The sequence below is a fragment of the Paenibacillus sp. GbtcB18 genome (assembly GCF_019091125.1).
In the GTDB taxonomy this organism is placed as follows: domain Bacteria; phylum Bacillota; class Bacilli; order Paenibacillales; family NBRC-103111; genus Paenibacillus_F; species Paenibacillus_F chitinolyticus.
The window spans coordinates 77,939-97,399 of record NZ_JAGXJX010000001.1 but is presented as its reverse complement, the minus strand read 5'-3'; the positions used below and the strand labels follow the sequence as shown (position 1 = coordinate 97,399).

Below are 19,461 nucleotides of genomic sequence, written 5' to 3'. Positions count from 1 at the left end.
CTGCTCCCTTCGCCGCCGGGCGGCTTTCGCTTCTGTCGCTTCAACTGATGAGTCACTTCTATTGTAAAGCTTTCGTCAAATTTTTCAAATTTTCTTCCATCACGGAAATATAGTCTTTGCCTTGCTTTACCTGTTCTTCGGTCAACCCTTCCAGCGGATTCAGTACGAGCGTTTCGACCTTCGCGTCTTTGGCCAGCGTTTTCGCCAGTTTGTCCGATACCAGTTCTTCGAAGAAGATATATTTGATCCCGTGCTCCCCGATGTACTCTCTCATTTTCTTCATATCCTGAGCGGTCGGCTCGGCATCCGGGGAAAGGCCCATAATGGCCATCTGAGTCAGCCCGTAGTCATGGCACAAATAGGCGAATGCCTGGTGGGACACGGCAATTTCTTTCTTCGGCAGCCCGGTGAGGCTGTCCTTGTACTGCTTATCCAGAGCATCCAGTTTGGCCGCGTAAGCCGAATAGTTCGCTTCATAGTCGCTCTTGTGCGTCGGGTCGATTTCAACGAGTGCGTTTTTGATGTTCTCGGACATTTTTTTGGCGTTCTTGGGACTCAGCCATGCGTGAGGGTCCGTATCTTTGCCTGCCTCTCCGGTATGGCTGTGTTCATCCTTGCCGTGGTCGTGATCGTGCGCCTCTTCCCCGGCTTTAAGAAGCTCGACTCCCGTGCTCGCTACGACCGGTTTTACCTTACTGTCCTTCAAGCTTTTGAGGAAGTCGTCCACCCAGCCTTCAAAACCCGCTCCTTGGTAGAGGAACATCTGGGAATCGCTGATGTTTTTGATGTCCCGGCCTTTCGGTGTCCAATCATGAGGCTCCACTCCCGCCGGCACCAGGTTGATGACGTTCACATGGGAGCCCCCCACCTTGACCGCAAAATCGTAAAGCGGATAAAAGCTCGTCGTAATATTGATTTTATCTTCCGCGACCGCCGACTTCTGGCCGCCTCCGCAGCCTGCCAGCAGTAGAGATATCGCGAGTGTCAACCCTGTAAGTATACGCCTTCTTTTCATAGAAAATAACTCCTTTCGGCAGCCTGTCACCATAATCAAGCTGTGTAAATCGTAATTATTTTTATTTACTTGCTGATTATACGGACCCGCCCCGCCTTCTGTCAATACTAATCATAAACATTACGATTAATTGACAAAAATTCTCCTCTCCGCATGTCAAAACCCGGAAAAACGCGAAAGATGTCCGCATTTTTTCCGGGTCGGGAAAGGGGGTTATTTCACGATGGCGCCGTTCGGCATCGAATCCGGCACGGTTGCCAGCGTCAGTCCGTCGCCTTCGGAAGCCGCCAGGATCATCCCCTGCGACTGCACGCCGCGAAGCTTCACCGGCTTCAGGTTCGTCACGCAGATGACTTTGCGTCCGACAAGCTCCTCCGGCTTGTAGTACTTCGCGATGCCGGAAACGACCTGCCGCTGCTCGTAGCCGAGGTCCAGCTGGAGCTGAAGCAGCTTGTCGGCGCCCTTGACGGGCTCTGCCGCCGTGACCTGCGCCACGCGCAGCTCCACCTTCGCGAAATCGTCGATGCCGATTTCGGGCTTCGCTTCCGGCGCGGGCTTGGCATCCTCCGCCGGGGTCTTCGCGGCCGGAGCCGGTTCGGCTGCCGCGGAGACAGGCTCGGCTGCGGCTTCACCGGCCGGCGCCTGGCCGCCGTTCATTGCGGCCGCGATGAAGGCGACCTCTTCCGCCATATCCAGGCGCGGGAAGAGCGGGTCGCCTTTGGCCGTTTTGGTGCCGGAAGGCAGCAGGCCGAACGTGTGGGCGCTGTCCCACGCGGTAAGCGCTCCGGCCTGGATGCCGAGCTGCTCCCAGATCTTCGCAGGCGTACGGGTCAGGAATGGCTGCAGGAGCACGCTGACGATACGCTGCGTCTCGAACAGGGCGTACATGACGGAGCCCAGCGTGCCGTGGTTCACGTCGTCTTTGGCCAGAGCCCACGGCTGCGTCTCGTCGATGTATTTGTTGGCGCGTCTGACAAGCGCCCAGATGGCCGACAAAGCAGTAGAGAACTCCATTTTCTCCATCTGTGCTTCTACGGTTTCAACTGTCTCCTTCGCCGTTGCGATCAGTTCCTTGTCGAAAGCCGTAACTCCCGGCTGGAAGTCCGGAACGACGCCGTCGAAATATTTGCCGAGCATCGCCAAGGTTCTGTTAAGCAGATTCCCCAGGTCGTTGGCGAGATCGTAGTTGATCCGTTCGACAAACGCCTCGGGCGTAAAGGTGCCGTCCGATCCGAAAGGGACTTCGCGCAGCAGGTAATAGCGCAGCGCATCGAGGCCGAAATGTTCGATCAGGGTGACCGGATCTACGACGTTGCCTTTGGATTTCGACATTTTGCCGTCCTTCATGAGAAGCCAGCCGTGCGCGAACACTTTTTTCGGCAGAGGCAGATCCAGGGCCATCAGCATGATCGGCCAGTAAATGGTGTGGAAGCGGACAATCTCCTTGCCCACCAGATGGACGTCTGCCGGCCAGTAGCGATCATACTTGGACGGATCTTCGCTGCCGTAGCCGAGGGCCGTAATATAATTCGTCAGCGCGTCGATCCAGACGTAGATGACATGCTTCGGATTGCCGGGCACTTTGATGCCCCAGTCGAACGTCGTCCGCGAAACGGCGAGATCTTCCAGCCCCGGCTTGATGAAGTTGTTGATCATTTCGTTCTTGCGGGATTCCGGCTGGATGAACTCCGGGTTTTCCTCGTAATATTGAAGCAGCCTGTCGGCATATTTGCTCATCCGGAAGAAGTAGCTTTCTTCTTTCACCCATTCAACGGGGCGGCCGCAGTCCGGGCATTTGCCGTCGACCAGCTTATTTTCCAGGAAAAAAGATTCGCACGGCGTACAGTACCAGCCTTCGTAAGTATCCAGGTAAATGTCACCCTGCTGAGTCAGACGGTCGAAAATTTTCTGGACGGCGTCCTTATGCCGCTGGTCCGTTGTGCGGATAAAATCGTCGTAGGAAATATCGAGCCGGCTCCACAAGGATTTAATGCCGTCGACGATTTCATCCACGAACGCCTGGGGAGTCTGCCCCTTTTCCTTCGCTTTCCGCTCGATTTTCTGACCGTGCTCGTCCGTGCCCGTCAAATACATGACATCGTAGCCGCGAAGGCGCTTGTAGCGTGCCATCGCGTCTCCCGCCACCGTCGTGTAAGCATGCCCGATATGAAGCTTGTCGCTGGGATAATAAATCGGTGTCGTCAAATAAAAGGTTTTGCGGTTGTTGTCCATGTTACCCATCCTCTTTCTTCGTAATGTTCTATACAAACGAGACGCGGAAGCCGTAAATCGCAAAAAGCCCCCGTCCAACAAAGGGACGAGAGCTGTGCTCACGCGGTACCACCCAGATTCCTCCGCCTCTTGCGAGGGCGAAGCTCGGCAGCCGCCGGTTTCCCGGCGGCTCCGTCCGTTAACGCCGGACAAGCGATGCCCCCTTACGCCCCGGCCGCGGAAGAAACTTCCTTCCTCATCGGGACCGCTCGAAGGCATGTTCTCCGGGACCATACTCCGGGGTTCCGACTGCACCGGCTTTCACCTGACCCGGCTCTCTGCAGCAGCTTCCTCCCGTACTCATCCGTTCATCGAACATGTCTATTCATATAGTGATGATTATTTAGTTCTAGTTCCATTGTTCCCGCGAAAAGGCAGGTTTAACCAACAATATAGCGAATCCCGCAAATTGTGTCAAGCGGTATTTCGCCCCTCTTCCCGCGGCGGCGGAACCGGATCTACCCCGCCCGGGTGAAAAGGATGGCAGCGGCATATCCGTTTGGCCGCCAGCCACGATCCGTATAACGGCCCGTGCCGCTCTATCGCCTCCAGCGCATACTGGGAACAGGTCGGATAGAACCGGCAGGTAGGCGGTTTGAGCGGAGACACGTATTTACGGTAGGCATGAATGGGTGCCTGGAGCACCTTTTTCATTTCTGGCAATCCTTGCAGTACCCGTAAATTTCGAATTTATGTTTGACCGCCTTGAAATCATCCGGCAATCCCTTTACCTCATCCATCGGACAAAAGACGAACGGGATCGTTTTCTCGCACTGAAGGCAGATCAAATGATGATGGTGGTCCATTTCCGAACAGCGCGCACGGAATTTAATCCCGTCTTCGAAAACAAACTGTTCCAGGACGCCCATGTCGTGCATGATTCTCAAATTGCGGTAGACCGTATCAAAACTGAGGCCGCCGTATGTTTTTCCCATGATTTCATACACGGCTTTCGGTGTCACATACCCTTCGGACTTGGCGAACAATTCCGCCAGCGTGCGTCTTTGATCGGTTATCCGCATCCCTTGTTCGGCCATGGCCTGTATAATTTCTTCGGCTTTCACTGCGGTCCCTCCAAGCTGCATCATATCTCTTAATAATGCCTTATAAGGACAGCAGCGTCAATAAGGGAGCAGGCCGAAGGTCCCGCTTATAGGCCGCCGAAGCGGATACGCCCTCTCAGGTCGCTAATACCGGCCTTGCTGCTGCGCTCGCCTGTACGCTTCGCTCCGAAACCCTTGCGGCGGACAGGACGCTCCGTTCAGACCGTTAAGCCGGCGCGGCCCGGGAACCCGCACGGGGAAGTTTAACCCCCGTTCCCGCCGACGCTTTCTTTCATCTCATCGTCCCGGTAATAGATCAGCCTCTCTCCCGGCACAAACAGCTTAAACTTCTGGTGCGGGTACGTGTGATGGACATAGTCGACGAAATACGCCGGATTCTCCGTGTTAAAGGCGAAAAGATCGTAGTGCATGGGCACAATCAGATCCGCTCCGATGCCGACGCCGAGATCCGCGGCTTCCCGGAAGTTCATATTGCCCATGAGATTCGCTTCGTACCGCTTGATATCGCGGCCGTTGATAGGCAGGCAGGCTATATCGATCCGGTGCGGACGCAGCGTCTCCAGCAGACCCGCGTACCCGATCGTATCTCCGGCATGATACAGCGTAACTCCGTTGAGCTCTATGACATAGCCGAGATACTTGTGGTTCCCGTTCTCATCCGTTTCGAATTCTTCATGCTTGGCGGCAACCGGCGTAATCCGCATATCCCGGAAGTCGATCATCTGCCCCGCCACGGCTCCTATGACCGCATCCGGAGCGATTCCGAGCCCAGTCAATTGAGAAACCACCGGAGCCGGACAAATCCATGTCGCTTGCGGAGATGCGATAGCTATCGCGCGTACCGAGACCGGGTCGAGATGGTCGGGGTGATCGTGCGTAATGAGGACGAGATCCGCGTGCCCGATGAGCTCCGGCGAGAGAGGCGTTTCGAACCGGCGGGGCGAATTGCCGAACTCGTCATCTATGTAATTGCTTAAATACGGATCTATATATCCGATGATTCCCGCAGCTTTGAAAGCCATTCCTTCCTGGCCCAGATGCCAGAGCGCAATGGCCTTATCCGGAACGAGCGTGCGGTCGATTTGTCCGATTACGGATTCGCCCCGTCTGGTTTTGTCTTTGTCTTTTTTGTCTGCCACCTTAAGATCGCTCCTCTTCGCTAGATTGAGAACTCTATGAGGTTTTTAGCCGTTTTTTCCCGGTCTCAAACAATCTTCCGGGTTTTGGCAGCGAGGAGCGTTTCGGTTTCCGGCAGGAAGTATACTATAATGAGTATGCATTATTTCGATAAACGCATGGAAAGATTCTAGGACGGAAGGAGCTGACTCTATTGATTATCGATGTTTTTCAGGATACCGTCTGTCCCTGGTGCCGGATCGGCAAGTCCTATCTAACGGAGGCTCTCGGTTTATGGAAAGGCGAGCCTGTCTCTGTCCGTTTCAGGGCCTTTCGCCTCGACTCGTCTATCCCGCCTAAGGGCGTACCCTTTACGGAAGCAATGAACCGGAAGCTGCAGGATCCCAGCGGGGAAAAACTGCAGGCCGTACTGGACGGCGTCACGCGGGCCGGTCGGCAGGCGGGCATCCCCTTCCGTTTTGACCGGATTTTGTCGATGCCGGATACCCGCCTCTCTCATCAACTGATCGCCGCCGTACCGGAGAGTTCGAAATTGCTCGTCCTTGACCGCATTTACAGGGCCTATTTTGAAGAGGGCCTTGACATCGGCATGGAATCCGTACTGCTGCGGATCGCCGGAGAATGCGGATTAGAACCGGCCGAGACCGCGAAGCGCCTTTATCACGAAGACGTCGAAAACAGCGTCCGGGCCGATTATGCCCTCGCTAAGCGGCTGAACATAAACGGTGTGCCTTTTTTTATCCTCAATAAAAAAGTCGGCTTCTCCGGAGCCAGACCTCCCGAAGCTCTGCTGGACATCATGACGCGCGTAAGCGAGAACCGGGAATAGCGGGATGGGCCGGACACGGACAGGATTACGACGACGAAGTAGACGTCGATTTTGACCTGTACCTACCGTTCGCCCCCCTGCACTCTTTTGCAAATCCTCACAAACAGCGGTGCCGGACGGTTCTTCGTAAAAATTGAGACTCCCCGGGCATCCGTCCATGACAAACGCCCCCGCCCTTCATAAGATAATTCTGTAAACAAAGCATAACTCAAACTCAGGGAGGCGTTAACATGTCGGGTTACGGAGCAGGCATCGGGTTCACGAGCACAGCGGTCATTCTGGTTCTTTACATCTTACTGGTTATTGTTCTTGCAACATTCTAAACGACTATAAGGGATACCATTCCAGCACAATCTCCACCACTATAAAACAAACACAAGAAAACGCCGCGGGGACGCGGCGTTTTCTTGTGTTTGAGTTTATTAGGACACGACCTGCTGAAGCAGCACTTGTTCTTCAGGAGGTTCCTTGCGTACGATCAGCCGTACGATTCGCATATGTTCTACTTCATCAATGATAAACTGAAGCGGACCCAGATGGATGCGCTGGTTTTTCATAGGCGGAATTTCCACCTGGGAATAAATCCAGCCGCCGATCGTATCGTAATGCTCGGTTTCGATTTCCGTACCGAAGTGATTGTTCACTTCCTCGATGAGCATCATGCCGTCGATCGAGTACGTATATTCGTCTTTCTTCTCCATAACGGGACGTTCATGGTCGAATTCGTCCTGCAGCTCGCCGACGATTTCTTCCAGAATGTCTTCTACCGTTACAAGACCCGACGTGCCGCCGTATTCGTCGATCAGCAGAGCCACTTCCGTTTTGCGTTTCTGCATCAGCTTAAGCAGCGTACTGATCGGCATCGATTCGGGCACCGTCATGAGCGGTCTTATAATCTTGCGTATATCGTCAAGCTGGTCGCTTGCTTTTAACAAATCCTTGATGTGGACAAAGCCGATAATGTTATCTTTGTCCGGGTCGCAAACCGGATAACGCGTGTATAGCTCCTGGATGGCCATTTCCTTGTTTTCTTCGAAGGAATGGGCGGCATGCAGGCACACCATTTCCGTACGCGGAATCATAATTTCGCGTGCGTTCGTTTCGGTGAACTCAAAAATATTGTCCACCAGGGTGAGTTCCGTATTGTCGATCAGCCCGTTCCGGTGGCTCTCTTTCATCAGCAGCCGGATTTCGTCTTCCGTATGAACCGTATCGTGGTCGCCCTCGGGTTCAATGCCGGATTTGCGAAGCAGCCAGTTGGAGGTCCCGTTCAACATCCAGATGAAAGGATACATGATTTTGTAAAAAATAAGGACCGGACCGGCAACCCAGAGAGTCACATCTTCCGACTTGCGGATCGCATACGTTTTGGGAAACTGCTCCCCGATAATAATGTGAAACGCCGTAATAACCGTGAATGCGATGATAAAAGAAATGGTGTGAATAATAACAGGTGGTACACCAATGTTCACCAATAGCGGTTCGAGTACAGACGCCACCGTAGGCTCGCCGATCCAACCGAGCGCCAAAGACGTCAAGGTTATGCCGAGCTGGCAGGCGGACAAATACGCATTCATGTTCTGAACGATTTTGCCGGCGAAGCGCGCCTTCACATTCCCTTCCAGGACAAGCGCATCGATACGGCTTGCGCGCACTTTCACCATCGCAAATTCCGCCGCCACAAAAAATCCGTTCAGTAGAACGAGAACCACAATCAGTACAAAATTCAGTAACACTGGTAAAGGGTCACTATCCAATTAATCCCTATCCGCCTCTTGGAAGCAGACAGGTACACCTCCTTTTAAGTTGAAAAATAAGTGGAACCATGAAAGATCAAAAAAAGGTTTGAGTCCTTCCTACTTTACAGTATAGCGTCTCGCGGTTTTTGAAGTCAAAGCCAGGGATAGCCAGCATAAAGGCGCGAACCGGAGCATCGCCCGGATTGTGACACCCCTTTCGCAATTTTTGAGGATTTACTCCATGCTATTCGCTGCGGCTTGGAATTTATACCATTTTCCGCACGTTACAGCCTCCTTTTTCAGCTCCCCGCATAACTTTCGTCAGGCATTCCCATATTAAAAAAAGAACGGCATCAAAAAAAATTAGCGCCGGGAGGAATGCGATTATGCCTAGTATCCGGTTCAGGTCCTGCCGTCTGCTCGTTTGGACCCTATTGCTTGCAGGCTTGTCCATATTTACAGGGCTGGAAGGCGCTGCGTCGGCACACACGGACGAACCCCCAGCAGTCAGAAAGGCCGCCATCATCATTGACGACCTCGGCAACAACATGAAAGGCACCGATGCGATCCTGGATTTGCCTTTTCCGATTACGGCCGCCGTTATGCCGTTTCTCCCTTCCTCGCACAGCGATGCCGAGAAAGCGTTCGGCAAAGGACACGACGTGATCGTCCATCTTCCGATGGAACCCCTCAGCGGCCGTAAAAGCTGGCTAGGTCCCGGTGTCATCACCACGGATCTGAGCGATGCCGAGGTGCGCAAACGGGTCAACGCCGCCATTGACGATATCCCGCACGCGATCGGGGTGAACAATCATATGGGCTCCAAAGCGACCGGCGATGAACGCGTGATGCGGCTTGTGATGGAGGTGCTGCGCGAAAGAGGGCTCTTCTTTCTGGACAGCCATACGAATTACCGGAGCATCGCATGCCGGGAGGCCAAAAAAGTCGGCGTGCCTTGTTTGGAAAATCACCTTTTTCTCGATGATATCCATACGAAAAGCAAAGTAACCCAGCAGATTCATCTGATCGGCACCCACTCCAAAGCGCATCAGCCGTGCATCGCCATCGGCCACGTCGGGGCCAAGGGAGAAATAACGGCCTCGGCCCTGAAGGATACGCTGCCGAAATTGAAGGACACCCTGTCCTTCGTTAAAATCAGCGAGTTATACAAGCCTCCAGCGCCAAACACGGCTCCGTGAATAAACCGGAGCGTCACTCTACTCTATTTCCGGATGCGCAATGGGTGAACACCATCGTCATGCGGCGCCTGCACTGCGCCGGGAACTGTGCCCTATCTTGAACAAGAAGCCCTTGATCAGTTTAAGCTGACCAAGGGCTTTTGTTTATGGAAGCTTATCTTTTTACGTTGGAGTTCCGATTAATAATTGCTAGGGTCTTCCGGGTTAACCGGAGGCGTTGTTCCGCCGTTTCCGCTTTTGCCGTTATCGTAGGCGTTCACTTCGAACGTAATGATTTTGTCGTACAGGATGTAATCCTTACGGTTTTTGAACGGTCCCTTGTTGTTCTCGTGCTTGTCGATCGCGAACATAACCGGGCCTTTGCCGGCCGCGCGGCCTTCGTACCACGCGATAAACGCGTTCACTTCGTTCATGGAAAGGTCGTACTCTTTTTCGGTTCCGTTGTTAAGCGTAATGACGAGAATAGCGCTGTTACCGGATTCTTCCACCGGCGGAATGACTACGTCTCCCGCTTTAGGAGTAGCGGACGCTTCGTTGGACGGAGCGCTCTCTCCCGCTGGAGCTACAGCCGTTACTACATAGTAATAAGTCGTGCCGTTGACGACATTTGTATCGGTGTACGTATACGTCGCACCCGTAACTGAACCGACGGTTACGTACGGACCGCCTGCAGTTGTGCTGCGTTTAACGTTGTAACTGGTCGCATTGTTTACGCTGTTCCAGGCAAGCGTAATTTTTTTGTCCCCGCCCGCGGCTGTCAGGTTAAGCGGAGCGGCAACCGGCGGCTCGACGGCTTTGCCGAAGACGTTCCATTCGTAGACGTATTTGCCCTGCTTAAGGACAACGGTTGTTACATTTTGAACCGGTGCAGGCAGCGTTTCGACCGTATCATTCACTACCGGCGAGTAAGAGGATAGCAAATTATTGTCAGCATCGTAAAATTCTATAGTTGCTTTTGCATCCGCTTTTACGATAACGGCTTCAACGATTTTAGGAGAAGAGAAGGTATGCCAAACGACAGACGTACCTGTAAATACATAATTTGCTCCATCGTTATCTGTCAGTAGACGTGTGGTTGATGTTGAAGTAGCGGTTGATGCCCCCATATTGAGAGCAACCCTGTCCAACAGTCCTCCCGTGTACTTCGTCGCAGTTGGTTTAATAGATCTCTCTGGTGAAGGCGCGCTCTCGCCAGCTTCATTGACCGCTGTAACCACATAGTAATAGATCGTATTGTTTGTTACTTTTGTATCCGTATAGGATGCAGTCGTAACATTTGTAGCTAAAAGAGCATAAGGACCACCTGGTGAAGTGGAACGTTTCACATTATAAAATTTGGCACCTGTCGAGGTCCAATCAAGATCAACCGTTTTATCGCCGGCTTGAATCCAAGTTATTGTGGTAGCCAGTGGCGGAGTTGTCGGTTTGCCGAAAACGTTCCACTCGTATACAAAGCCACCTTTTTTCAGAACTACTGAAGAAACATTTTTAATAGGTTTCGGCAGAGATTCCACGCCATCATTAGTTACAGGTGTGTAAGAATCAAGAAGAGTCTGTGACGAATCATAAAATTCTATTGTACCTCTGGAATCGGACTTCACAATCACAGCGCTTATTTCTTGTGGAGTCGTAAAATTGTGCCAAACTAAGGTATTGTTCGTTTGAATGTAGTTGGACGGATTATTATCCGTTAATAGACGTACCGTTGAAGTTGGGTTATTCGTAGAAGGCCCCATTTTTAAAGGAATTCTGTCTAGCAAACCACCTGTGTATTTCGTTGCATCAGGTTTGATTGCTTTCTCAGGTGAAGGCGCACTTTCCCCAGCTTCATTAACCGCTGTTACTACATAATAATAAGTCGTCTTGTTTGTAACTGTAGTATCGGTGTAAGAAGTGCCTGAAATGTTGGAGGCCAACACAGCATAAGGACCGCCTGCAGTAGTTGAACGCTTTACGTTGTAAAACTTAGCACCCGTGGAACTCCAATCCATATCGACACTTTTGTCTCCCGCTTGAATCCAAGTAATCGTGGTCGGCAGCGGCGCGGCGGAAGGAGTTGTGAAAACATTCCACTCATAGGCAAAGGCTCCCTGCCTAAGTACCACTGTAGAAACATCTTTTATCGGCGATGGTAATGTTTCAACCCCGTCGTTCGTTACAGTCGTATAACTGTCAAGTAGATTCAGGTTTTCATCATAAAAATCTACGACAGCTCTTGCGTCGGATTTTACAATGACTGAGTTGATTTGTTGAGGTGTTGAGAAAGAATACCAAACCGGTTTAGTCATCGAGATATAATTGGACGGATTATCATCCGTAAGTACTGTTACACCAGCACCCGAGGACTGTCCAACAGTAGTCCCTGTTTGCAATGTGACAGAGTCCAACAAACCACCCCTATATTTGCTTGCAGCCGCATAAACAGAACTGCTCGCCATAACGGAATACAACATAACCGCAAAAAGAAAAACAAATAAGCTAAGCTTCTTTCCAGTTTTCATTACTTTTCCTCCAATGATAATTTATTTCCATAAATATAATACTATAGACCTATAAAATAAACTATATATTTTTTAAATATAATCTTAATAACCTATAATTTTATTTCTAAGTAATATTATTGAAATAGACTGATATAACAAAAAGCACTCCAACTAAATTTTATAGTCAGAGTGCTTTTCTGGTTTTCACCGATTAAAACCGCTGTAATTATTCCGCATCCGCGGTAATATCCAGAATCACCTTGCCTTTGTTCCGGTTCGCTTCCATCCACTCGTGGGCTTCACGCACACGGCTCCACGGGAAAATCCGGTCCACAACCGGTTGCAGAGCACCGTCCGCGAAGCCGGAGGATGCCTGCTGCCAGAACTGCTGGGTCAGCCGGATTTTATCTTCGCGGCTGCGGCTGCGCAGCGTGGACCCGATGATGGAAATCCGTTTCATCAGCAGAGGATTCAAATCAAAGCTTTCCATCGGGACTTCGGAACCTCCCGTCATGCCCACGAGGACGATACGTCCGCCTACGGCGGCGCCGGCCAGATGGTCCGTAAAATACGGGGCGCCTACGAGATCGAGGACAATATCGCTGCCGTGTCCGCCTGTTGCTTCCAAAAGCCAAGGGAGAAAGGAGCCTTCGCGGTAATTCCAGACGCCTGCCGCGCCAAGCTCCCGGCAAAATTCAAGCTTTTCGCTTGAACCCGCAGTCACCAGAGCATGAGCCCCAAATTCCCGGGCGAGCTGAATTGCTGCCGAACCGACCCCGCTTGCGCCGGCATGAATGAGCACATAGTCCCCTTCCGTCATTCCTGCCAGTTTAACGAGGTTCAGATAAGCCGTCAGAAATGCCTCCGGAATAGCCGCTCCTTCCGCATAACTCAAATTAGCAGGTAAACGCATCGCCATGCCGGCAGGAACGGCTACCCGCTCGGAATAGCCGCCCCCGGGAAGGAGAGCACAGACTCGCTCGCCTTCTCTCCAGCCGGTAACGCCGCTTCCTACGCCTATAACAACGCCTGCCATTTCCAGGCCGAGTATATCCGATTCCCCGGGAACCGCCGGGTACTTGCCTTCACGCTGCAGCAGATCCGCACGGTTGAGACCCGCGGCCTTCACTTGGATAAGCAGTTCGCCTTCGCCCGCAACGGGGTCGGGCCTTTCCCCGATATACAGCTCTTCCGGTCCGCCGTATTGTTTGATCTGTACCGCTTTCATCGGGATCACTCCTCTGGTTGATAAACATCTGCAATAGGTATTAGTATACCACGCACAGATGGCAATTGCTTGCCCGCCGCCCATCAGCAAAATTGTTCCAACCGAGGTATACTTAAAACATCCGCTTGAAATTTTAACCTCCGGGGCCGGGATAAACGCAAAGCCATCCTTTTACTTAAAAAGTTCCCCCCCTGCAGCCAATCAGCAATAAACAATAAGCACTATGCAAAAAACAATCAGTAAATCAGCAGTCAAGTCAGCTGTATCCGCAAAAAAACAGTTCAGAAAGTGAGGTTCCCGATCATGAATATTTCCAACCGTTCCAACCGATTTTGTACGCTTTTTCAAATCCGCTACCCCCTTATCCAAGCCGGAATGGCCGGCGGAAGCACAACGCCGGCCCTCGTTGCCGCCGTATCCGAAGCCGGCGGCCTCGGGACACTGGGCGCCGGCTACATGACGCCGGAGCAGATTTCCGCCGCCATCCGCGAAATCCGCAGCCGGACGGACCGCCCTTTTGCCGTGAACCTGTTCATTCTGCCCGAACCCGGGCAAGGCCCGCATGAACAGGAACAGCGGCAAAAAGCCGACGAAGCGTGGCGGCTGCTTGCTCCCCTGCGGGAGAAGACGGGCACCCGCGAGGAGTGGCCTCCCGCCGTGTGGAGCGAATCGTACCGGGAACAGCTCGCCGTCCTCCTGGAGGAGAGGGTCCCGGTATTCAGCTCCACATTCGACGTGCCGGATGCGGCTACTCTCGCGGAATGCGCGCGTCTCGGCATCCGGACGATCGGCACCGCGACGACCGTGCGGGAAGCCGCCGCGCTGGAGGAAGCCGGAGTCGACGCGATCGTCGCCCAGGGCAGCGAAGCCGGAGGCCACCGCGGCACGTTTCCCGGCGAAAGCGACGGCGAGCCGCCGCTCATCGGCACAATGGCTCTCGTGCCACAGATCGCGGACCTCGTCCGAGTGCCGGTCATCGCCGCCGGCGGCATCATGGACGGCCGCGGCATAGCTGCCGCGCTGGCCCTCGGGGCGGACGCCGTGCAGCTCGGCACGGCGTTCCTCGCCTGCGCGGAGAGCGGGGCCCACGCCGTCCACAAGGAAGCCGTGCTCGCCGCACGCGACGAGTCCACCGTGCTTACGCGATCGGTGTCCGGCAAGCACGCCCGCGGCATCCGGACGGCGCTGCTGGACGAGCTGCGCCCTTTGGACAGCCGGCTTCCCTCCTATCCCGCGCAGAACGCCCTCACCCAAGGGATCAGGCGAAGCGCCGCCAAAGCGGGCAATCCCGCTTATATGGCCATGTGGGCGGGCCAAGCCGCATCTCTGGCAAGACGCAGCGGAGCCGCGCAGATCATCGAAGAGCTGGTGCGGGAAACCGGCGAAGTGCTGAACCGGATGAGCGGACAGAAGCTCTGACGATGAGTGAACGGACGGTCCGGTGAATTTAATGGACCTCGCTCAGGCCCATAGAAAGATGGACCGCAACCGGCATTCCCGCTTCTACTAACAAACATCTAACAAACATCGCAAACACTTCCTTAACGGGGAATAGCCCCAAGCCGGAGCTACCGTCATGCGGCGCCACACTGCCCTCTGAGAGCAGTAAATAGTTGTACATCCGCCGCTTCCCGGACATCGCTGTGCGTTCGCCGCGTCTCAAAAAACACACGAACAGCTGCGTCGGCGTTCGTGATTAAGGAAGCCCGAGGATATTGACGATACAATCGCGAAACCCGTTAAAATCGTCAAATAAGCTGCCTATTCACGCAAAAAGCCTGCACGGAAGAGGAAATTTCCTTCCGTACAGGCTTTTATTATTTACGGCACAACGCCTTACTTCGTTTTCTTCACCCAATCGGCGATATCCTTAATAACGGAAGCCGGTGTATTGGCCGGTTCGTTATACTCCGCGCCGGTCGATTTTTCGTCAACCTCGGCAAATACATGGTTGAGCTTCGGATACAACTTGTATTCCACATTCGTACGGTCCTTAAGGGCTTCTTTCCATTTGTCCAAATGATAAGCGAGCACCTGGGCATCGTTATCCCCTTGCAGGATCAGCATCGGCTTGTCCTGCTTTTTAGCGATCTCGGAGGCGGAATAGTTGCGGAAATCCATCCACCAGTAAGCGTTGCTCAGCGCAAGATCCTTGGGGAGGTTGTCCACGGAGTACTGCGGATCTTTGATAAGCTTAAGCTGCTGCTCCCAGAAGGCGACCTGCTGCTCCAGTATGCTCGTATCGAGTCCGCGTTCCCGGCTTACTTCGAGCTGGTACTTGGACTGCTCCAGCACGACGTCTTCGATGGAGTTGGTCGGTCCGGCCAGAACGACGGCACCGGCCAGTTTCACGTCCTTGACTCCGTCGATAATACGCGGAACGATCATCCCGCCTTGGCTGTGACCCGCTACGAAAATGCGCTGGGGGTCGATTCCCTCCGTCTTCGCGAGCTGATTAACCGCGTATACGGCATCCGCCACAGTCTCGTTCTGTACCGTAAAAGTCGGCGTAGCCGATTTGAACGGGTGCTCGCGCGTCACTTTCTCGTAGCGAAGAGTAGCGATTCCCTCGGCGGCCAGGCCGACCGCCATATCCCGGAACAGCTTGGTGCCGCCGATCGACTCGTCGCGGTCGTTGGCGCCGGAGCCGTGAACGAGGACGACAACCGGATGCGGTCCCGGTTTATTCGGCAATGTGAGCGTGCCCGGAAGAACGAGCTTGCCTTCGCCGAGCTTCACTTCTTTTTCAACATAAGCGCTGGAATCGTCATAGGACGGTTTCCGGTAAGTATCCGGAGAATAGTAGGGAGGTATGTATAAATCGTCGATACGTTCCTGCTTGTCGAACCGCACTGTCATCTGGAACGGCACGGTGCTCTGCGTTTCATAGGTCAGGTACACATTTTCATGCACGGAATTGCTTGCCGTTCCGGCCCCAAGCTGCCCGGTTATCGGACCGTACATGTTGGTGTAATACTGCGATATGGAATGAAGCTGATTGGCGTTGAGAGATTTCTTGAGGTCTTCGTTAAAATAAGAAACCGCGCTCTCGTTCTCTCCCTGCAGCCAGTGACTGGCAAAGGCGCTTGCCGCCGCTTTCAAGTCCCCTTTCGGGATGATCAGCTTGCCGGTTTGCGGGTCCCAAGAGACAGCCGTGTGCAAAGCCTCCGTCAAAAAACTCAGAGGAACGAACGCTTTTTCGTCCTTGATTTGGACCGCAGCCCCTAGCTCCACTTCTTTATCGTTGATCATGGCCGTGGATTTTCCGATCGCAAGCGTAATCGTATCGCTCCCAAGCGACAAGGTTACGGTACGCTCTTCGTTATTCCAGGCCACCTTGGCACCGGCCGTTTCACTTACAAGACGTAGAGGAGCGAGAACGGTTGCCGCCTTCGTATCGGAAGCGGAGACGGATCCGGCAGCCGCGGGTGTATCTACGGAAGCCGCAGCCGCGGGTACCGCACCGGCGAGCAGCATGGATGCAATTACGGCAGATTGCCAGATTGGCAGATGTTTTTTCATGAGGTCACCTCAATTTCGAAATAGTTGGGGAATCTAGCAGCCTCTTTCTAGCAGCCGCCATCTATCAGTATAGCACAATCTTCCAAACGGTCGACGGGACTTAAGTAGGAAGTACGCCAAAAAGGCAGGTCCCGGAGAACCTGCCTTTATCAAGAAAAACTTAAGCGCGGCCCAAGAAGGCGCCCAGCATCCAGACGTGTTTCTGAAGCGATGCCTGCAGCCCGATCAGCATATCCGCCGTCGGCTCATCGCCTTCTTCTTCGGCGGCCGCAATGCTTTCCTGAAGATATCCGACCAGCCGTTCAAAGTCGCCGCGTACCGCTTCTACCATCTGCTCCGCGGTTTCGGAGCCCGCAGCTTCCTGCAGACGAGCCAGCTTCAAAGCCTCTGCGAGTGTCGCGACGGGTTTGCCTTTAAGCGCCAGCACCCGCTCCGCGATTTCGTCGATATGCTGAGCCGCTTCGTTGTAAAACTCTTCGAATTTTGCGTGAAGCGTAAAGAAATGAGGCCCGTTAACGAACCAGTGGAAGTTGCGCAGTTTCATGGAAAGGACCGTCCAGTCGGCGGCCAGATGATTTAATTGGGTAACAGTTTTCATAGTTTGTTTCCTCCTTAATAAGGCTCATGTTAGTTTCATTATTCTTCTTTTGTTGCCGTACATTTAGTTTACCACCGCCCTTATTTAAAATCAATACTTAATTATAATAATTCTAAATAAGTATTGTGAAAAAGGCAGGAGATCGCTCCCGCCCTTTTGATCTATAAAGTTTAATCGTCTTTTTTGGCCAAGGCCGCCTTAAGAGCATCCCCCAGACTCGACCCTAAATCTTCTTGCTTGCTGTACTGCTTGACGAGCTTCTGCTGCTGATGCTTGGCGACTTTTCCCGTGCTTTCGCCCAGCACTTCGACGACGTTGCACGGAAGGCACTGGACGTATTTGCCCGCCTTGCCGGTTTTCAGCTCCATCTTCTTGTGACACTGCGGGCAGCGCCGGTTGACAAGCTGCTTCTCCGCGGAGCGGCGGTATTCGCACTCACGGTTTGCGCACACGAGCATTTTGCCGCGTTTGCTTTTCCGCTCCATCAACCGTTCTCCGCATTCGGGACACCGGCTGTTCGTCAGGTTGTGTGGCTTGTATTCCGTCTGGCTCGTTCTTACGCCGGTTACAAGCTGCTTGGTCATCTCGCGGATTCCGCTGAGGAACGTTTCGGTGCGGCCGCGCCCCCGGGCGATATCTTCAAGCTCCTGCTCCCACTTGGCCGTCAGCTCCGGAGAACGCAGCTCCTCGGCAACCAGCTCGATCAGCTGCGTGCCTTTGCCCGTCGGGTGGAGGGACCCGCCTTCGCGCTCGATCGTATCGGAGCTGACGAGCTTCTCGATAATTTCCGCCCGCGTTGCCGGCGTACCGAGGTGATGCTTCTCCATCTGCGTCAGGAGCGTCGCCTCCGTATGCCTCTTCGGCGGCTGCGTCCGGTGCGTGCCGACACGGCAGCGGACCGTCCCGGCGTTATCCCCGGCGGAGAGCGCGGGAAGTTCCTGCAGATCGGCGCGGTCAGCGCCTTCACCGCCGTCCTCTTCGTCGCCGTCTCCGGAATCCGCGGCGGTGCCCGGGCCGTACACGCTCCGCCAGCCCGCATCCTTCACGACGCGGCCGGCCACGTGGAACGGCTCGCCGGCCACTTCGACGACCATCGCGGTCGTCTCGTAACGGGCAGCCGGATAGAACAAGGCGAGAAAACGCCGGACGATGAGATCGTAGAGCTTCCTCTCGTCCGCAGACAGGGCGGACAGATTCACGTATTCGTCCGTCGGAATGATCGCATGATGGTCCGACACTTTCGAATCGTCCACAATCCGCTTCGAAACGGGCAGTTGGCCCTTCATGAGCGGCTTTGCGAGCGGCGCGTACGGGCCGACGGCAACGGACTGGAGCCGCTCCTTGAGCGTGCCCGTCATATCGCTGGTAAGGTACCGCGAATCCGTACGCGGGTACGTCACGAGCTTATGCTGCTCGTAGAGCCGCTGGAGCGTCGAGAGCGTGTGCTTCGCCGAGAAGCCGAACCGGCGGTTCGCATCCCGCTGGAGCTCCGTCAAGTCATACGCGAGCGGCTGAGGCTCCGTCTTCTCGGTCTTCTTGACGGAGACGACTTTGCCGCTCTTGCCCGAAACGCGCTGTACGAGCGCATCGACACGCTCGCGCTCGAAAAGGCGGCTCTCGCCGGAGCGCTGGCGCCACGTCCCGCGGAACGCGCCGAAATCCGCCTGCACGGTCCAGTACTCCACGGACCGGAAGTTCCGGATTTCTTTCTCGCGGTCCATGATCATCCCGAGCGTCGGGGTCTGGACGCGGCCGGCCGAAAGCTGCGCGTCGTATTTGCTCGTGAGCGCGCGGGTGATGTTCAGGCCGATCAGCCAATCGGCCTCGGCCCGGCAGACCGCCGACTGGAACAGGCGGTCGTATTGTTTGCCGGGCTTCAGGTTCGCGAAGCCTTCGCGGATCGCCTTGTCGGTCTGCGAGGAGATCCACAGCCGCTGAAACGGCTTATTCCAACGGATCATTTCCATGATCCAGCGCGCGACAAGTTCGCCTTCGCGGGCGGAGTCCGTCGCGATGATCAGCTCCGCCAAGTCTTTGCGTTTCGCCAGATCCGCTATGGCGCGGAACTGGTGGGACGTTTCTTTGAGCACTTTAAGCTTCATACGGCCCGGAATAATCGGAAGATCTTCCAGATTCCACTTCTGATAACGAGTATCGTAATCTTCGGGCTCCGCAAGGCCGACAAGATGACCGAGCGCCCAGGTCACCACATGTCCGGGACCTTCGTAATACGATTTATGCTTTTGACCGCATCCGAGCACACGGGCGATTTCTTTTGCCACGCTCGGTTTTTCGGCCAGTACAAGTGATTTGCTCATCGAATTCTCCTTTAATAAACCGGTAACGGACCTGTATGCCCGATTGCGGGTTTCCCGG

The 19,461-nt window shown here is 54.1% G+C and carries 15 protein-coding genes; 4 read left to right on the top strand and 11 right to left on the bottom strand.

Translation table 11 applies throughout. The features are described 5' to 3' along the window. Positions 1 to 58: 58 nt before the first annotated feature. The 5 genes from KVT34_RS00440 to KVT34_RS00420 all read right to left on the bottom strand — a co-directional run bounded on the left by KVT34_RS00440 (position 59) and on the right by KVT34_RS00420 (position 5,489). A complete protein-coding gene (locus tag KVT34_RS00440) occupies positions 59 to 1,015 on the bottom strand; it encodes a metal ABC transporter substrate-binding protein (protein ID WP_217556132.1) in 957 nt (318 codons plus the stop codon). A gap of 213 nt (positions 1,016 to 1,228) precedes the next feature. Further along, a complete protein-coding gene (metG, locus tag KVT34_RS00435; protein WP_217556131.1) occupies positions 1,229 to 3,247 on the bottom strand; it encodes a methionine--tRNA ligase in 2,019 nt (672 codons plus the stop codon). A gap of 453 nt (positions 3,248 to 3,700) precedes the next feature. Beyond that, positions 3,701 to 3,940: a membrane protein insertion efficiency factor YidD gene (gene yidD, locus KVT34_RS00430; protein ID WP_217556129.1), complete on the bottom strand. Its 240-nt coding sequence runs from the start codon at positions 3,938 to 3,940 to the stop codon at positions 3,701 to 3,703. After that, positions 3,937 to 4,350, bottom strand: a complete 414-nt coding sequence (locus tag KVT34_RS00425) for a Fur family transcriptional regulator (protein WP_042228674.1) — start codon at positions 4,348 to 4,350, stop codon at positions 3,937 to 3,939. The genes yidD and KVT34_RS00425 overlap by 4 nt, the downstream gene beginning before the upstream one ends. A 242-nt stretch (positions 4,351 to 4,592) precedes the next feature. Beyond that, on the bottom strand, positions 4,593 to 5,489 hold the full coding sequence (locus tag KVT34_RS00420; protein WP_217556128.1) for an MBL fold metallo-hydrolase: 897 nt from the start codon (positions 5,487 to 5,489) through the stop codon (positions 4,593 to 4,595). Between the two features lie 191 nt (positions 5,490 to 5,680). Here KVT34_RS00420 and KVT34_RS00415 point away from each other — a divergent pair, with 191 nt between their 5' ends. Next, a complete protein-coding gene (locus tag KVT34_RS00415; protein WP_217556127.1) occupies positions 5,681 to 6,316 on the top strand; it encodes a DsbA family oxidoreductase in 636 nt (211 codons plus the stop codon). 230 nt (positions 6,317 to 6,546) lie between these two features. Continuing rightward, positions 6,547 to 6,639 (top strand): YjcZ family sporulation protein, encoded by a 93-nt coding sequence (locus tag KVT34_RS00410; protein WP_206735010.1) that lies wholly within the window; start codon positions 6,547 to 6,549, stop codon positions 6,637 to 6,639. A gap of 99 nt (positions 6,640 to 6,738) precedes the next feature. On the opposite strand, the gene KVT34_RS00405 is transcribed toward KVT34_RS00410, so the two are convergent. After that, positions 6,739 to 8,052 carry a hemolysin family protein gene (locus KVT34_RS00405; protein WP_309244047.1) on the bottom strand — a complete coding sequence of 438 codons (1,314 nt, stop codon included), beginning with the start codon at positions 8,050 to 8,052 and terminating at the stop codon, positions 6,739 to 6,741. 389 nt (positions 8,053 to 8,441) lie between these two features. On the opposite strand from KVT34_RS00405, the gene KVT34_RS00400 reads away from it, so the two are divergent. Next, positions 8,442 to 9,254, top strand: coding sequence for a divergent polysaccharide deacetylase family protein (locus tag KVT34_RS00400; protein WP_217556125.1), 813 nt, complete (start codon positions 8,442 to 8,444; stop codon positions 9,252 to 9,254). 179 nt (positions 9,255 to 9,433) lie between these two features. Here the strand turns inward: KVT34_RS00400 and KVT34_RS00395 are convergent, their stop codons facing one another. Together KVT34_RS00395 and KVT34_RS00390 are read right to left on the bottom strand one after the other, a co-directional pair. Next, complete coding sequence (locus KVT34_RS00395; protein WP_217556124.1) at positions 9,434 to 11,755, bottom strand: fibronectin type III domain-containing protein; 2,322 nt, start codon at positions 11,753 to 11,755, stop codon at positions 9,434 to 9,436. A 208-nt stretch (positions 11,756 to 11,963) separates the two neighbouring features. Further along, positions 11,964 to 12,965 (bottom strand): NAD(P)H-quinone oxidoreductase, encoded by a 1,002-nt coding sequence (locus tag KVT34_RS00390; protein ID WP_217556123.1) that lies wholly within the window; start codon positions 12,963 to 12,965, stop codon positions 11,964 to 11,966. A 303-nt stretch (positions 12,966 to 13,268) separates the two neighbouring features. Between KVT34_RS00390 and KVT34_RS00385 the strand changes: the two genes are divergently transcribed. Further along, positions 13,269 to 14,384, top strand: coding sequence for an NAD(P)H-dependent flavin oxidoreductase (locus KVT34_RS00385; RefSeq protein WP_217556122.1), 1,116 nt, complete (start codon positions 13,269 to 13,271; stop codon positions 14,382 to 14,384). Positions 14,385 to 14,801: 417 nt separating this feature from the next. Here the strand turns inward: KVT34_RS00385 and KVT34_RS00380 are convergent, their stop codons facing one another. The 3 genes from KVT34_RS00380 to KVT34_RS00370 all read right to left on the bottom strand — a co-directional run bounded on the left by KVT34_RS00380 (position 14,802) and on the right by KVT34_RS00370 (position 19,403). Next, a complete protein-coding gene (locus KVT34_RS00380) occupies positions 14,802 to 16,487 on the bottom strand; it encodes an alpha/beta hydrolase family protein (protein WP_217556120.1) in 1,686 nt (561 codons plus the stop codon). A 160-nt stretch (positions 16,488 to 16,647) separates the two neighbouring features. Beyond that, complete coding sequence (locus tag KVT34_RS00375; RefSeq protein ID WP_217556118.1) at positions 16,648 to 17,085, bottom strand: Dps family protein; 438 nt, start codon at positions 17,083 to 17,085, stop codon at positions 16,648 to 16,650. Between the two features lie 170 nt (positions 17,086 to 17,255). After that, positions 17,256 to 19,403, bottom strand: coding sequence for a DNA topoisomerase III (locus KVT34_RS00370; RefSeq protein WP_217556117.1), 2,148 nt, complete (start codon positions 19,401 to 19,403; stop codon positions 17,256 to 17,258). Positions 19,404 to 19,461 lie beyond the last annotated feature (58 nt).